16 protein-coding genes are annotated in these 14572 nt (G+C 63.4%); 8 read left to right on the top strand and 8 right to left on the bottom strand.

All coding sequences use genetic code 11. The annotated features are described in order from the left end of the window. Positions 1-2: 2 nt before the first annotated feature. Entirely contained in the window at positions 3-2609 is a 2607-nt protein-coding gene (pepN, locus tag ASH00_RS09075; RefSeq protein WP_056547633.1) for an aminopeptidase N, read from the top strand. Positions 2610-2613: 4 nt separating this feature from the next. On the opposite strand, the gene ASH00_RS09070 is transcribed toward pepN, so the two are convergent. The 5 genes from ASH00_RS09070 to ASH00_RS09050 form a co-directional block, all read right to left on the bottom strand. Further along, complete coding sequence (locus ASH00_RS09070) at positions 2614-3687, bottom strand: lipoate--protein ligase family protein (protein WP_157359064.1); 1074 nt, start codon at positions 3685-3687, stop codon at positions 2614-2616. A gap of 103 nt (positions 3688-3790) precedes the next feature. Further along, entirely contained in the window at positions 3791-4045 is a 255-nt protein-coding gene (locus ASH00_RS09065; RefSeq protein ID WP_056547629.1) for a type B 50S ribosomal protein L31, read from the bottom strand. Between the two features lie 81 nt (positions 4046-4126). After that, entirely contained in the window at positions 4127-4981 is an 855-nt protein-coding gene (locus tag ASH00_RS09060; protein ID WP_056547627.1) for a TrmH family RNA methyltransferase, read from the bottom strand. A 1-nt stretch (position 4982) separates the two neighbouring features. Next, complete coding sequence (locus ASH00_RS09055) at positions 4983-5759, bottom strand: sulfite exporter TauE/SafE family protein (protein WP_056547625.1); 777 nt, start codon at positions 5757-5759, stop codon at positions 4983-4985. A gap of 16 nt (positions 5760-5775) precedes the next feature. Next, positions 5776-6561 carry an ABC transporter ATP-binding protein gene (locus ASH00_RS09050; protein WP_056547623.1) on the bottom strand — a complete coding sequence of 262 codons (786 nt, stop codon included), beginning with the start codon at positions 6559-6561 and terminating at the stop codon, positions 5776-5778. 155 nt (positions 6562-6716) lie between these two features. On the opposite strand from ASH00_RS09050, the gene serB reads away from it, so the two are divergent. Beyond that, positions 6717-7598 carry a phosphoserine phosphatase SerB gene (serB, locus tag ASH00_RS09045; RefSeq protein WP_442854349.1) on the top strand — a complete coding sequence of 294 codons (882 nt, stop codon included), beginning with the start codon at positions 6717-6719 and terminating at the stop codon, positions 7596-7598. 31 nt (positions 7599-7629) lie between these two features. Here the strand turns inward: serB and ASH00_RS09040 are convergent, their stop codons facing one another. Continuing rightward, the gene (locus ASH00_RS09040) at positions 7630-8373 is read right to left on the bottom strand and encodes an SDR family oxidoreductase (RefSeq protein ID WP_056547622.1); all 744 of its coding nucleotides are present in this window, start codon (positions 8371-8373) and stop codon (positions 7630-7632) included. Positions 8374-8440: 67 nt separating this feature from the next. Then, positions 8441-9184, bottom strand: a complete 744-nt coding sequence (gene fabG, locus ASH00_RS09035; protein ID WP_056547620.1) for a 3-oxoacyl-ACP reductase FabG — start codon at positions 9182-9184, stop codon at positions 8441-8443. 125 nt (positions 9185-9309) lie between these two features. Here fabG and ASH00_RS09030 point away from each other — a divergent pair, with 125 nt between their 5' ends. Genes ASH00_RS09030 through ASH00_RS09020 form a run of 3 tightly spaced genes read left to right on the top strand, consistent with a single transcriptional unit; the run spans position 9310 to position 10813 of the window. Continuing rightward, entirely contained in the window at positions 9310-9720 is a 411-nt protein-coding gene (locus ASH00_RS09030) for a DUF3099 domain-containing protein (protein WP_082566007.1), read from the top strand. Beyond that, positions 9717-9995: a hypothetical protein gene (locus ASH00_RS09025; RefSeq protein WP_056547618.1), complete on the top strand. Its 279-nt coding sequence runs from the start codon at positions 9717-9719 to the stop codon at positions 9993-9995. The genes ASH00_RS09030 and ASH00_RS09025 overlap by 4 nt, the downstream gene beginning before the upstream one ends. 2 nt (positions 9996-9997) lie before the next feature. Further along, positions 9998-10813, top strand: coding sequence for an SURF1 family cytochrome oxidase biogenesis protein (locus ASH00_RS09020; protein WP_056547849.1), 816 nt, complete (start codon positions 9998-10000; stop codon positions 10811-10813). Here the strand turns inward: ASH00_RS09020 and ASH00_RS09015 are convergent. After that, positions 10810-12408 (bottom strand): ABC-F family ATP-binding cassette domain-containing protein, encoded by a 1599-nt coding sequence (locus tag ASH00_RS09015; protein WP_056547615.1) that lies wholly within the window; start codon positions 12406-12408, stop codon positions 10810-10812. The genes ASH00_RS09020 and ASH00_RS09015 overlap by 4 nt on opposite strands. A 140-nt stretch (positions 12409-12548) precedes the next feature. On the opposite strand from ASH00_RS09015, the gene ASH00_RS09010 reads away from it, so the two are divergent. Genes ASH00_RS09010 through ASH00_RS09000 form a run of 3 tightly spaced genes read left to right on the top strand, consistent with a single transcriptional unit; the run spans position 12549 to position 14565 of the window. Further along, on the top strand, positions 12549-13184 hold the full coding sequence (locus ASH00_RS09010) for a biotin transporter BioY (protein WP_056547613.1): 636 nt from the start codon (positions 12549-12551) through the stop codon (positions 13182-13184). A gap of 8 nt (positions 13185-13192) precedes the next feature. Beyond that, complete coding sequence (locus tag ASH00_RS09005) at positions 13193-13903, top strand: energy-coupling factor ABC transporter ATP-binding protein (protein ID WP_056547610.1); 711 nt, start codon at positions 13193-13195, stop codon at positions 13901-13903. After that, on the top strand, positions 13900-14565 hold the full coding sequence (locus ASH00_RS09000; protein WP_056547607.1) for an energy-coupling factor transporter transmembrane component T family protein: 666 nt from the start codon (positions 13900-13902) through the stop codon (positions 14563-14565). Before ASH00_RS09005 ends, ASH00_RS09000 begins: the two co-directional genes overlap by 4 nt. Positions 14566-14572 lie beyond the last annotated feature (7 nt).

Below are 14572 nucleotides of genomic sequence, written 5' to 3'. Positions count from 1 at the left end.
CGGTGCACAACGAGAATCTGCGCCGCGATGAGGCGGCGGACCGGTCAGCAATCATCACCGTCTCCAGCTATGAGATCACGCTGGATGTACGCGCCGCGGAGGATGCCGGGAGTACCGGGTTCTCATCGCGGACAGTTGTGACGTTTGACTGTTCCTCCCCCGGTGCCGACACTTTCCTCGACTTCATCCCCGCCAGGGTGCAATCCGTCACGCTGAACGGCGCGGTTCTGGATCCAGAGCAGGTTGTTGACGGCGCGCGCATCATGCTCCCCCAGCTTGCTGAGCAGAACACCGTGATCGTGGACGGTACGGCGCTGTACAGCCGCAGCGGCGAGGGCATGCACCGCTTCGAGGATCCCGCCGACGGTGAGACGTACCTGTACACCCAGTATGAGCCAGCCGACGCCCGCCGTGTCTTCGCCTGTTTCGAACAGCCCGACCTCAAGGCGTCCTTCAGCTTCCACGTTCGCGCCCCGGAGCGGTGGACCGTCGCATCGAACGGCGCCGAGACCAGCCGCGACCAGCACGACGACGGCTCCGCGACCTGGCACTTCGCGCCCACAATGCGCATTTCGACCTACATCACGACGGTCCTGGCCGGTCCATACGAATCCGTAACTGACGAATGGACCGGCATTCTGGACGGCGGAGAGGTGCTGACCATCCCCTTGTCCCTGTTCTGCCGCCGGTCGCTCAGCGCGCACCTCGATGCGGCGCGGATCTTCGACACCACGCGCCGGGGACTCACCTACTTCCACGACTTGTTCCAGTACCCTTACCCGTTCGGGAAATACGATCAGGCCTTTGTGCCCGAATACAACCTCGGTGCCATGGAAAACCCCGGTCTGGTGACCTTCACCGAGTCCTATGTGTTCCAGTCGAGGGCCACGCACGCGCAGTACGAGGCGCGGGACAATACGATCATGCACGAGATGGCGCATATGTGGTTCGGCGATCTCGTGACGATGACCTGGTGGGATGATCTGTGGCTGAAGGAATCTTTCGCTGACTTCTCGGGAGCGCTCGCGGTAGCGGAGGCGTTGGATTCGCCGACCTCGTGGGTCACCTTCGCCACCCGGCGCAAGGCCTGGGCCTACCTGCAGGATCAGCTGCCTTCCACCCACCCGATCGTCGCGGACATCGTGGACCTGGAAGCCGCGAAGCTCAATTTCGACGGCATCACCTATGCCAAGGGTGCCTCGGTCCTGAAGCAGCTCGTGGCCTACGCCGGTTTCGAAGCTTTTGCGTCCGCGGCACGGTCCTACTTCCGCAAGCACGCCTTCTCGAACACCACACTCGATGACTTGCTGGGAGCTCTCAGTGAAGCCTCGGGCAGGGACATGTCGGACTGGGCACAGCGGTGGCTGCAGACCTCTGGAGTTCCGCAGCTTGCCGCTCAGGTGGAAACCGACGACGACGGCGTCTATACTTCGCTGGCGATCCTCCAGCAGGCGCTCGACCCCGTGAGCTCAACACCTGCTCCCCGCCCGCACAGCGTCCGTTTAGGGCTCTACTCGCTTGATTCGAACGGCAGGCTGCTCCGCACCGCTTCCCACGATGTCCTGCTGGATGGGGACCGCACGGAGATTCCCGAACTCATCGGCAGCGCACAGCCCGATCTGCTGCTCATCAACGACGATGACCTGACCTATGCAAAGCTCGTCTTCGATGATCGCTCCCTCGCAACGCTTCTGTCCTCCGCGGACCGGCTGGAGGAACCCCTGGCGAGGGCTGTATGCCTGGCTGCATTGTGGTCCTCGACTCGTGATGGCATCCTCAGCGCAGACGACTACGTGGAGGCGGTCGGGAGGACAGCGCCGGCCGAGGAGGGCGTAGGGATCCTCCAGCAGCTGCTTCAGAACGCCCGGCACGCCGTCGAACACTATGCCCCGGTCCCGGCACGGATGGCTCTGCGCGAGCGCTTCACGCGTTTCCTGCTCCGCGGGCTGGAAGCCGCCGCACCCGGTTCTGATCATCAGCTGGTCTGGGCACGGGCGCTGGCCGCAACCGCCCGGAAGACAGCAACCCTTGCGCCCCTGGTGCGCGGCCTGCTGGAAGGCACGGAGACTGTTGACGGTTTGGTGATCGACGACGAACTCACCTGGCAGCTGTGGCAGGCGTTGGCGGCGCAGAACCTTGCCACGGTTGATGAACTCGAAGCCGCCCTCCAGCGTGACCGCACTGCATCGGGCCGAACCGGCTTCACGACGGCGTGCACGTCGTTCCCGGACACTGCCGTCAAGGCCAGAGCGTGGAAGGAGGCCGTCTTCGGCGATCGGTTGTCCAACGAATTGCTCAGCGCCACCATGGTCGGTTTCCAGCAAGGACCGTCGGAACTGCGTGATCCGTATGTCGATGCCTATTTCCAGGAGATTGAGAGGGTATGGCGGGAGCTGCCGATTGAAATGTCGGCAAGGATTGTGCGTGGACTGTATCCCGGCGATCAGGACCTCGCCGAGGGATCCGTTCCTGAAGACCATCCGGTGGTGGTGCTGACAGATTCCTGGCTGGATGAACACACGGGGTCACCTCAATCCCTCCGGAGGATCGTGGTGGAGGAACGCGACCACCTGCTGCGCGCGTTGCGGGCCCAACAGGCGGCGGGCTGACGAATCACGGCACGCGGTAAAGCCATTCGTCGGTACCGAATTTCTCCTCGACCAGCGTCTGCGCCGTTGCCAGTTCGGTCTCTGTCAGGATCCCGTCTACGGCCTGGTAGCGCTCCCTGAAGGTTTCGCTCAGGACCTGGATGATTTCCTCCCGTGTCAGTCCGGTCTGCCGACGGAGGGGGTCCACCCGCTTCTTGGCGCTCTTGATTCCCTTGTCAGAGAGCTTCTCGCGTCCGATCCGGAGGATCTCGAGCATTTTGTCTGCATCGATGTCGTAGGACATCGTCACATGGTGGAGCATGCCGCCGTTGCTCAGCCGTTTCTGCGCCGCGCCGCCGATCTTGCCGATATCCGTTGCGATGTCGTTGAGCGGCTGGTACCAGGCGGAGATCCCCAGCTTTTTCAATCCTTCCATCACCCAGTCATCGAGGAACGGGTAGGAGTCAGCGAAGCTCATTCCATCCACCAGTGACTGCGGGATGTAGAGCGAATAGGTGATGGCGTTGCCGTGCTCCATGAACATGGCTCCGCCGCCGCTCATGCGGCGGACCACGCTCACGCCGTGGCGACGAACCGCGTCAGCATCTACCTCGTTGCGCATGGACTGGAAACTGCCGATGACCACCGAGGGGCTTTCCCACTCCCAGAAGCGCAGGGTTGGGTTACGCAGGCCGGCACCCACCTCACGGGTCAGCACCTCGTCCATCGCGACGTGCATGGCGGTGGGAAGCGGCGTGGGACCGATGATCTCCCACTGGTGGTCAGCGAAGCCGGAAGCCTTTCCCAGCGCCCTGCGGACGGCGGTGGCGACTGCTTCCGGCGAGAAGCCGAAGAGTTGCGCATCCGGTCGCAGCTCCCGTCGGATCGCCGATGCCAATTCGCCGTGCGAAGTATCGGTCTCAAGCCCTTCCAGGGCGGCATTGATGTCATCCAGCGCCTCGTCCGGCTCCAGGAAGAAATCACCGTTCACCGACACCTGACTCAGCTTCCCGCCTGCGACGTCGGTGTCCACCACTACCAGCTTGCCGCCGGCAACCTTGTATTCACCGTGAAATTCCCGTGTGGCCCCGTGATCCATGATCCTCCTGCTGCACCTTCCGGCTACCCCTTGGTATACGGCTTAAAGCGCTGGGCCCGAACCGGAAATTCCGGTTCGGGCCCAGTAACACTGTTCAAGCGAATTACTTCTTGCCGAAACCCTTGAAGCGCTGGTTGAAGCGCTCGACGCGGCCGGCGGAGTCCATGATGCGCTGCTTGCCGGTGTAGAACGGGTGGGACTCCGAAGAGATTTCCACCTCTACCAGCGGGTAGGTGTTTCCGTCTTCCCATTCAACCGTCTTGTTGGAAGTAACGGTTGAGCGGGTGAGGAAAGACTTCTCAGAAGCGAGGTCGCGGAAGACGACCGATGCGTACTTGGGGTGGATATCAGACTTCATGGGAGTACCTTCTGTAGTTGCCTGGATTTTGCCAGGCACCGGTGGTTTGAAAGTTGACGGCCCGTAGACCAGCAACCAACTCTACCGCACGCGCGGGGGATCCGCGAAAGAGCACTCGGAGCGCTGGTCCGCACGCGACCTGCACTCCCAGAAAGCGACGGCGCCTGCCGCTGCGACGTTGAGGGAATCCACGGCGGAACTCATCGGAATCCTGACGGAGATATCTGCTTGTTCGAGTGTGGATTGCGAGAGCCCCTCACCCTCAGTGCCCAAAATGAGGGCCAGTCGGTCCGGATCGCGCTGCGACAGCTCCTGCAGCTCGAGCGAATTCGGTGCCAGGGCCAGTGCCGCCACCAGAAAACCGGACGCTCGAAGCATTGCGATGCTGCCCGGCCACGAGTCCAGCCTCACCCACGGCACCTGGAAGACCGTTCCCATGCTGACCCTGATAGCCCTTCGATACAGCGGATCAGCGCAGCGTGGCGTGATCAGGACCGCATCCACGCCGAGCGCCGCTGCGGAACGGAAAACCGCGCCCAGGTTGGTGTGATCCACCATGTCTTCGAGGATCGCCACGCGGTGCGCGCTATGCAGCACATCCTCCAGTGCCAGCGGAGCAGGGCGATTCATGGCCGCCAAGGCGCCGCGGTGAAGATGGAAGCCGGTGATGTCCTCCAGTACCGACTCGGACCCGACATAGGCAGGTGTGTCCGGGAAACGGGCAAGGATGTCTTCGAGATCCGGGAGCCATTTGTCCGTCAGGAAGAACGATCGCGGCGTATGCCCGGCGTCGATGGCCCGCCGGAGCACCTTCGTGCTTTCGGCGATATACAGGCCCTCTGCCGGCTCGCGGCGCCGACGCAGCTGCGTATCGGTCAGTCCGGTGTAGTCAGTAACCCGGGGGTCCGCCGCGTCGGCGAGGCGCTCCAGGGCCACGCTAGCTCACCAGCCGCACGATCATGACGTAGAGCGCAACCAGACCGAGGACCACAATGACGCTCCGCAGAATGAGGGGGGAAAGGCGCCGGCCGACCTTGGACCCGATAACCCCGCCCACAAGGGAACCAACGGCGATGAGCAGGACAACCCACCATTCGATGCGATCGAAGGCAAAGAGCATGTAGGAGACAGCTGCGATCAGGTTCACCCCAAGCACAAGGACGTTCTTCATCGCGTTGGCTGACTGCATGGTGCCGGAAAGAAAAATGCCCAGGATCCCCACCAGCAGAATGCCCTGCGCGGCGACAAAATAGCCGCCGTAGACGCCGGCCAGGAAGACGAGCACCGTCAGTGCCAACGGATGGGATCTTGTGGGCGCTTTGGTCTCAGCGCGCCGCCGCACCCAACGCTGCAGTTTCGGTTGGAAGATCACAAACCCGAGCGCGACCACGATCAGGAACGGCGCCACCAGCCCGAAGACGGTCTCGGGGAGGTTGAGAAGGAGGGCCGCACCGGCAATGCCTCCGAGCAGCGAAGCTGGCAACAGCCGGGCCAGGGTTCGGCCGTTGCCCTTCAGCTCTTCCCGGTACCCCCATGCGCCGGTTACGTTGCCGGCCACGAGTCCCATGGCATTGCTGATGGTGGCGGTCACCGGGGCGTACCCCAGGGCAACCAGAATGGGGAACGTCACCAGGGTGCCGGAACCGACGATCGTGTTGATGGTTCCGGCCCACAAACCGCCGAGCAGGATCAGCGCATCGCGCCACAGGTCCACGAAGTGACTTCCGCTGCTAGGACCGCGCGACGGCGCTGTAACGGCCATCCCGTTGGGCAACTTCGAGAGGCATGTCGAACGCCAGGCTCAGGTGTTCGGCCACCAGCACATCACCGACGGGTCCAGCCGCCACCACTGAACCCTCACGCAGGAGCATCGCGTGAGTGAAGCCCGGAGGTACTTCTTCGAGGTGATGCGTCACCAGGACGATCGCCGGCGAATCCTCATCCGCAGCAAGTTCGCTGAGGCGCGCGACGAGGTCCTCGCGTCCGGCCAGATCCAGGCCGGCGGCAGGCTCATCGAGCAGGAGCAGCTCCGGGTCAGCCATCAGGGCACGCGCTATTTGGACACGTTTGCGTTCGCCCTCGCTCAGCGAAGAGAAGGGTCTGTTCATCAGGGTGGAGACACCCCAGGCGTCGAGCAGCCGGAAGGCCCGACGCTCATCCAGCCGCTCATACTGTTCGCGCCAGCGGCCGGTCACTCCATAGGAGGCAGTAACGACCACATTGAGCACGGTTTCATGTTCCGGGATCTGGGACGCCAACGCCGCCGAGGCGAGGCCGATACGGGGCCGCAGCTCGAAGACGTCGACCGCTCCCAGCACCTCGTCGAGGATTCCCGCCACGCCGCGCGTTGGGTGGATCCGCGCGCCTGCGATCTGCAGGAGCGTGGTTTTGCCCGCGCCGTTGGGGCCCATAACCACCCAGCGCTCACCCTCACGGACCTGCCAGCTGACGTCGTCCAGGAGCGCTTTGCCTCCGCGGACAAGACTCACCCCGGAGAGTTCCAGAACATCACTCATGACAGTAGACACTAGGCCAAGAGCAGCCTTGAACGTTAAATGAACAGCGGCGGCATGACCGGAAATCCGTATGGCCCGTCACCGGTTTCACCGCCGCCGGGCAGGGGATCATAATGACAGAGGAGATTCGGATCGAGGAAAGGCCGTTGGCGCACGTGGCGGAGATGTTCAGGGTGGTCAGCTTCGGCGCCCGGTTGGAGGATGCTCACTGCTTGCGGGTGCGCCGCGCCCTGCAGGAAAGTGGCGCCGTCGTCGTTGGTGAAAGCCGGAACGACGACGGCCGCTACCAGGTTGACTGCCTGACCGTCAGTTCCGATGACGACATCGATACGCTTCGCACGACGGTTGCGCCGCTGTTGTCAGATGAAACGGGCATCGCGGTGGTGCCTACTGCGCTCCTCGGCGAGGGAACCAAACTGCTCATCATGGATGTGGACTCGACCCTCATCAAGCAGGAGGTCATCGAGCTCCTTGCAGCACACGCCGGCCGGGAAGCGGAGGTTGCTGCCGTCACGGAATCCGCAATGCGCGGCGAACTGGATTTTGCACAGAGTCTGCATGCGAGGGTAGCTGTGCTCGCCGGGCTGACTGAGGGTGTCATTGATGATGTCGGCACCCGGATCGAGCTGAGCGAAGGTGCAGAACATCTGGTCGCGGCATTCCTGGATGCTGGTCATGTTGTTGCGGTGGTTTCGGGCGGATTCAGCCAGATTCTCGAGCCGTTGGCCGCGCGTCTGAACCTGACCCATGCCAAAGCCAATGAACTGGGCGTGGACGCCGGCACGCTCACGGGTTCAGTGATCGGTCCGGTGGTGGACCGGGCGGAGAAGGCACGGTGCCTGCGGGCATGGTCCGAGGCCGCCGGGATACCGCTCGAACGTACGGTTGCAGTGGGCGACGGCGCCAATGACCTGGACATGCTGGCCGCTGCCGGGCTTGGCGTCGCGTTCAACGCCAAGCCGGCGGTGCGGTCAGCCGCTGATGTTGCGGTGAACTTTCCCTACCTTGACGTGGTCCGCCACTTCGTGCGGTTGTAGGTCCATGCTCTTCGCGGCAGCCGGCTAAGGGCTAGCGCGTGAAGTGCTCAGCTCCGCCTACGTACTCTGTGTGGCCGGTGGGAACATCAGCGGTTGCCATGGCAACAATCTCGGCCGCGAACTCCTCCACCGTGTAGAGGCGTCCCGCCTCCTGCCGGCGGGCCTCGATGGCGCCCGGCGCCGCGCGGTCGAGCAGGGTAGCGGTGACCGTGCCCTCGATCATGTCTCCGGAGACGACGACGAAGCTGATGCCGCGTTCGGTCAGCGCCGGAACCATCTCCCGAAGCGCATCCTCACCAGCACGCTTGCTGCGCGCTACCGGCTCGTAGGCGTCCATCGTTTCCACCGTGTTGATGAAGTGGGCCTGGTGGCTCGTGACAAAGACGACGCGGGAGCCGGCGGGCATGGCGTCAAGAGCTGCCGTGAGCATGCCGACCTGTGCGTCCCGGTTGAGCTTGAGCGCGTAGTCCTCCCCGAGGCCGGACTCCATACCGCCGGAGGCATTGAGGACCAGCAGGTTGAGTCCACCGAAATTCTGCACAGCAGCGTCCACGAGTGCCTGTGCGCCGTCCTGGGCAGTCAGGTCCGAGCCCACTGCCACGGCACGGCCGCCGGCGGCCTCGATGCCCGCGACCACCTTGTTGGCCCGGGGCGCCTTCTGCCGGTAATTGACGACGACGGCGGCGCCCTGCGCGGCCAGGAGCTTTGCCACCTCAGCGCCGATTCCGCGGGACGATCCCGTGACGATTGCCGTTGTGCTGTCCAGTGCGCCCATGTCCGGGGCCCTCCTTGATTCGGTTGTGCCTTTGGCTGTGTAGTGCGAAGAACTGCTGTGGTGGTAGTCAGTGACCCATTCCGAGTCCGCCGTCAACGGGGATGACGGCCCCTGAAATGTAGGCCGCCTCGTCGCTGGCAACCCAACGGACCACGTTGGCAACCTCGTCTGCATCCGCGAACCGGCCGGCTGGGATGGAGGAAAGGTAGGTCTGCTGGGTTTCGGCCGGTAGCGCGGCGGTCATGTCCGTGTTGATGAATCCGGGAGCAACCACGTTGCAGGTGATTCCCCTGGATCCGAGTTCCCGCGTCAGCGAGCGTGCAATTCCCACGAGCCCGGCCTTGGAGGCCGAATAATTGATCTGTCCCGGCGCTCCATACAGCCCGGACACTGACGAGATGAGGACAATCCGGCCCTTGCGCAGGCGAAGCATCCCCCTGCTGGCCCGCTTGATCACCCGGAAGGAGCCTGTGAGGTTTGTGTCTACGACGTCCGTGAAATCCGTTTCACTCATCCGAAGAAGCAGGGTGTCCCGGGTGATACCCGCGTTCGCGATCAGCACCTCAACAGCGCCGTGGGTGTTCTCAACTTCGCTGAAGGCGGCATCGACCTGCGCGTTGTCCGTGACGTCCGCTTTCACCCCGAGCATCCCGGCCGGAACATTGCCGCTTCGGTACGTGATGGCCACCCGGTCACCGTTGGCGAGGAAGGACTGAGCAATTGCCAGCCCGATCCCGCGGTTGCCTCCCGTTACCAGGACGCTGCGTCCGGTTTTCTTCTCGGGCGTTCCAGCGGTGTCTTGTTCCTGCACGGAGGGTCCTTTCGGGAGGAGCGGTGCTGAGCATCCGTTCGATCCTATCTGCACTGACCGATGTTGCCGGGAACTTTAAGTGGGGGCTCGGGAGTGAGACAATGGAATAGTCCCCTTGGAGTGTGATGATCAAGCTGAGCCATCAGTCAAAGCGCCGCCCGGAAATCCATAACATCAGTGATGCCCGCGAGGCGCACAGCGATGACATGCGCCAGCGGATGATCAAGTATTCCGTGTCCATGGGAATTCGCATGGTCTGCCTGATCCTCGTTTTCGTGGTGGAGGGCTGGCTGCAGTGGGTCATGATCGCGGGAGCCGTGTTCCTTCCCTATTTCGCGGTGATCATAGCGAATGGTGGAAGCGACACCAGCAACCTCGCCCACAGCGATTCGCTGCTCGACCGTGCTCCTGCCGCGGAACTGGAAGCACCGGCACCGGCGGCAGTGAAAGAGGAGTCCGTCACGCTGCAGGGCGAGATCATCGAAGACGAGCCGGAGCTCGATCAGGAAGCCGGGAAGCAGGAAGGAACATCGTGAGCATCTTCGACCAGTTGCCGGGCGCAGTTGCCTCAACAGCGCAGTCAACCAGGGCTGCATCTACAGCGCACGGCAACCCCATCTGCTCCCGGAAAGCCTGCGGACAGAGTGCGTCCTGGCAACTCCTCTGGAACAACCCCCGCATTCACACTCCTGAGCGCAGAAAGACGTGGCTCGCCTGCAGCGAGCACCGCGAGTGGCTGGAGGAGTACCTCACCACCAGAGGACTCTGGAAGCAGACGCTGCCGCTGGAAGGCAGTCCGGCGGCGCCGTGAAGATACTGAAATACCTGGCGACACCCCGCTGGTTCGGCTGGTTGGCGCTCGTTCTGGTGCTGGCCGCAGCCTGCAGCGCACTGGGGCTGTGGCAGTTGGACCGGCGGGACCAGGCGGCGGCTACCGTGAACACGGTCGAGGCAAACTATGATCTCGCGCCGATCCCCTACTCGCCGTCGCTGTTTGAGTCTTTTGATGAGGCAACGGAATGGGCCCCTGTCACGCTCGTCGGACACTATGACTCCGCCAACCAGCGCATCGTACGTAACCGGCCGCTGGGCGGCCGGCCGGGCTACGAAGTTCTGGTTCCGTTGAAGCTCCAGGACGGCACCGCCGTCGTCATCAACCGTGGATGGTTGCCAATTGGCAACGACCGCGCGGGCCGCCCCGATACAGTTCCTCCCGCGCCGGAGGGAGAAGTCACCGTCGTCGCACGCATTCGTCCGGCAGAGCCGGACCTGGACCGGTCCGCGCCGCAGGGACAACTGGCCTCCATTGACCTGGCTGCCTATCAATCGCAGCTGGAGTATCCGATTTCCACCGCTGCGTACGGTCTGGTGGCCAGCGAAACACCGGCCCCGGCCACAGCCCCGATCGCCCCGGCCAAGCCGGCTATCGACCTCGGTCCGCACCTGTCCTATTCCATGCAGTGGTTCGCCTTCGGAGTGCTGTTGTTCGTTGGCCTGGGTTATGCCGCCCGGCAGCAGTACCGTATCGACCATGAGGACGAGCATGTGCAGGCAGCGCCCGCACGGGCACGACGACGCGCCTCCTCCGAGCAGGAAGAGGATGCGATTCTGGACGCCCAGGGACTCTAGGCGAGCGTCACCAGGTCAAGATAGTCGTCGTTCCAGAGGTCTTCCACGCCGTCAGGCAGCAGCACTACCCGTTCCGGGTTCAATGCGTCCACAGCGCCCTCGTCGTGGCTGACGAGCACTACCGCGCCGGAGTAGTTCCGCAAGGCTCCAAGGATTTCCGCGCGGCTTGCCGGGTCCAGGTTGTTGGTGGGCTCATCGAGCAGCAGCACATTGGCGGATGATGCCACGATCGTTGCAAGGGCGAGGCGAGTTTTCTCGCCTCCGGAGAGGACCCCTGCCGGCTTGTCGACATCGTCACCGGAGAACAGGAAGGAACCGAGAATGCCCCGGACCTCCGCATCCCGCATGTCGGGTGCCGAGGATCGCATGTTCTCGAGGACGGTGCGCTCGGTGTCCAGCGTCTCGTGCTCCTGGGCGTAGTAGCCCACCTTGAGGCCGTGACCCGGCACGATCCTCCCGGTATCCGGCTTGTCAACCCCCGCAAGCATTCGCAACAGGGTGGTTTTGCCCGCACCGTTCAGCCCGAGGATCACCACCTTGGAGCCGCGGTCGATGGCCAGATCGACGTCGGTGAAAATTTCCAGCGAGCCATAGGACTTGCTCAGACCCTCTGCCGTCATCGGCGTGCGGCCGCACGACGCCGGTTCGGGGAAGCGCAGAGCTGCTACGCGGTCCTGTGCGCGTACGTCATCGAGCCCGGAGAGCATCCGCTCAGCCCGCTTTGCCATATTCTGGGCAGCGACCGCCTTGGTTGCCTTCGCGCGCATCTTGTTGGCCTGGTCAATCAGCACCTGGGCCTTCTTCTCGGTGTTGGCCCGTTCCCGCTTGCGCGCCCGCTCATCGGTCTCACGCTGCTGTACGTAGCGCTTCCACCCCATGTTGTACAGGTCGATGGTGGCCCGGTTCGCATCAAGCTGGAACACCTTGTTGACGGTCGCTTCAAGCAGCTCCACATCGTGGCTGATGACAATCAGCCCGCCCTGGTGATTCTTCAGGAATTCCCGCAGCCAGGTAATGGAATCAGCATCCAGGTGGTTGGTCGGCTCATCGAGGAGCATGGTTTCAGCGCCGGAGTAAAGGATGCGCGCGAGCTCCACCCGTCGGCGCTGACCGCCCGACAGTGTTTTCAGCGGCTGGTTGAGGATTCGTTCCGGAAGCGCGAGATTCGAGGAGATAGCAGCCGCCTCGGCTTCTGCCGCGTAGCCGCCGTGGGCGAGGAACTCCGTCTCCAGGCGGTCATAGCGAGCCATGGCCTTGTCCCGGACGGTGGTATCTTCACTGGCCATCTGGTCCTGCGTCTCACGCAGCTTCCGGACAACAACGTCCAGGTTGCGGGCAGAGAGGATCCGGTCACGGGCCAACTGCTCCATGTTGGGAGTACGCGGGTCCTGCGGCAGGTAGCCGATCTCCCCGGTGCGGGTGATGGTGCCCGCGGCCGGCAGACCCTCCCCCGCCAATACCCGGGTCAGCGTTGTCTTGCCGGCGCCGTTTCGCCCGACGAGCCCGATTTTGTCTCCCCGGTCCACCCGGAAGGACACCTGATCCATGAGCAGCCTTGCGCCCGCACGCAATTCAAGATTAGACACGGTAATCACGGTGGCTGGGCCTTTCCTGTTCCGGCGCGGTAGGCCGGACCTCAATGTTGTAGGAAACCTACAAAAGCGTTTGCTTCTTTCCGCACTAATCTCGGTAAGTAACAGCTCACCGTTGTGCAGATCTCACAGAAAGCGTCACGATGCAACAGACTAATTCGGCTCCGCATTCCACACGTGCCGATTCTCCGGCACGGGCTCGTTCTTCCTGGAATGCGACCGATCTCTCGCTGATCGCGGTCTTCGCAGCCGTCGTGGCCGCCAGTGCCATCCTACCCGCTATACCGGTGGGGCAGGTGGGGGTGCCCATCACTTTGCAGACCCTGGCAATCATGGTGACCGGAATTGTGCTCGGCCCGTGGCGGGCGGGCGCAGCCCTCAGCCTGTACGTGGCCGTTGCGCTCGCGGGACTACCGATCTTCAGCCAGTTCCGAGGCGGTATCGGTGTCCTCTTCGGCCCATCAGCCGGTTACATCATCGCCTTCCCCATTGCAGCCTTCGTGGTCGGCTTCCTCGCACGCATCGTCTTCCGCCGGTTTTCCCGCTACCGGTTCCTTGCACTGTTCGTTGCCTGCACTGTGACCAGCCTGCTCATCACGCATCCGTTGGGAATCATCGGCATGATGATCAATGCAAAACTTGACCTCGCCGCTGCCATCGCAGCCGACGTCGTCTTCCTCCCCGGAGACGTCCTGAAGAACCTGGCGGCCGCTGCAATCGGGCTCAGTGTTCTCAAGGCGTTCCCCCGTCTCCAGTCCCGTTCAGCCCGCCGGCGCTGAGGTAGGCAATGATCCAGTTCAGCGAAGCAGCCGTACAGGCAGATCATCCGGCACCACGAACCATCCTGGCACCGCTGAATCTCACACTGGCAGAAAGCCGCATCAGCATCATCGGCGCAAACGGATCCGGCAAGTCCACCCTGTTGAAACTGATCAATTCACTGGTCCTGCCGACGTCCGGTCAGGTGACGGTCGACGGGCTGGACACCGCGCGCAAAGGCGCGGCGGTCCGGCAAAGCGTGGCTTTCATGTTCACTGACCCGCTGTCCCAACTGGTGATGCCCACCGGTCGTGAAGACGTGGAGCTGTCCCTGCGCCGGCGCTACCGAGACCGCGGGGAGCGGCGCACGGCAGCTGTTGAAGTTCTCGGCCGATTCGGACTCGCGCATCTTGCGGATCAGAGCGTCTACGACCTCTCGGGCGGTGAACGCCAGCTCCTCGCCCTCGCAACCGTCCTTGCGTGTGATCCCAAGGTCCTCGTTGCCGATGAACCGACCACCCTCCTTGACCTCCGTAACTCAGAACGCGTGCGGCGCCTGTTCCGCGGGCTTGACCAGCAGGTCATTTTCACCACCCATTCGCTGGACTTCGCGCTGCAGGCTGAACGCACCCTGGTGGTTGATTCCGGCCGGGTGATATTCGACGGCGTCCCCGCCGACGCCGTCGCGGCCTACCGCGACCTCAGCCTGCATGATGCGTCCGCTGAAGGGCCGCTGTGAGGGGTCACGCCAGCCTGCTCGGCGCGTATGTGGAGCGCAGATCGATCCTGCATGCCGTTCCCCTGTGGGCCAAGTTCCTGCCGGTGGCTGTGCTGTCGGTGGCGGTCCTGGCACTAAGTTCGCTGGAAGCCACACTGGCCGGTCTGGGCCTGGTTGTCCTGGCCTACCTCGTGGGTGCTCGGCTTGGGCTCCGCGAGCTGCTCCAGCCCCTTCGGAAGATGTGGCTGCTCATCGTCGTCCTTGGAGCGTTCCAGTGGTTCAGCGCGGGACTCCTTCCAGCGTTCCTCGTTGTCGGGAACATCGTGACCTGCGTTCTGGCTGCCCTGCTGATCACGCTGACAACCGAGAGCCAACGCATTCTCGACGGACTGGTTTCACTGGCTCGTCCGCTGCGGCCGCTTGGCGCCGATCCGGAACGCTTTGGGCTGACCGTCGCACTGATGCTGCGCAGCATCCCCTATCTGGTCGGCTCTGCGGAGGATTCCCGCGACGCGGCCCGTGCCCGCGGCCTGGAACGCAATCCACGCGCGCTGATCCTTCCCGTCTTCATCGGTGCGGTGGCCTATGCACAGCAGACCGGAGATGCGCTCGCAGCGCGCGGTCTCGCGGAAGCAGATCACGACGGCGGCACTCCCGGTGGAGCATCCAGGTCTGGTTCGTAGGGCTGCT

This window comes from Arthrobacter sp. Soil782, from assembly GCF_001428435.1.
Lineage (GTDB): Bacteria > Actinomycetota > Actinomycetes > Actinomycetales > Micrococcaceae > Arthrobacter_D > Arthrobacter_D parietis.
Note: the sequence above shows the minus strand (reverse complement) of the source record. Positions and strands in the feature narration are given on the sequence as shown.

Excerpts from the sequence above, each read along its gene's own strand:
- ASH00_RS09070 (WP_157359064.1), bottom strand. The coding sequence starts at position 3,687 with ATGGATCACGGGGCCACACGGGAATTTCACGGTGAATACAAGGTTGCC.
- ASH00_RS09065 (WP_056547629.1), bottom strand. The coding sequence starts at position 4,045 with ATGAAGTCTGATATCCACCCCAAGTACGCATCGGTCGTCTTCCGCGAC.
- ASH00_RS09050 (WP_056547623.1), bottom strand. The coding sequence starts at position 6,561 with ATGAGTGATGTTCTGGAACTCTCCGGGGTGAGTCTTGTCCGCGGAGGC.
- ASH00_RS09040 (WP_056547622.1), bottom strand. The coding sequence starts at position 8,373 with ATGGGCGCACTGGACAGCACAACGGCAATCGTCACGGGATCGTCCCGC.
- ASH00_RS09030 (WP_082566007.1), top strand. The coding sequence starts at position 9,310 with ATGATCAAGCTGAGCCATCAGTCAAAGCGCCGCCCGGAAATCCATAAC.
- ASH00_RS09010 (WP_056547613.1), top strand. The coding sequence starts at position 12,549 with ATGCAACAGACTAATTCGGCTCCGCATTCCACACGTGCCGATTCTCCG.
- ASH00_RS09005 (WP_056547610.1), top strand. The coding sequence starts at position 13,193 with ATGATCCAGTTCAGCGAAGCAGCCGTACAGGCAGATCATCCGGCACCA.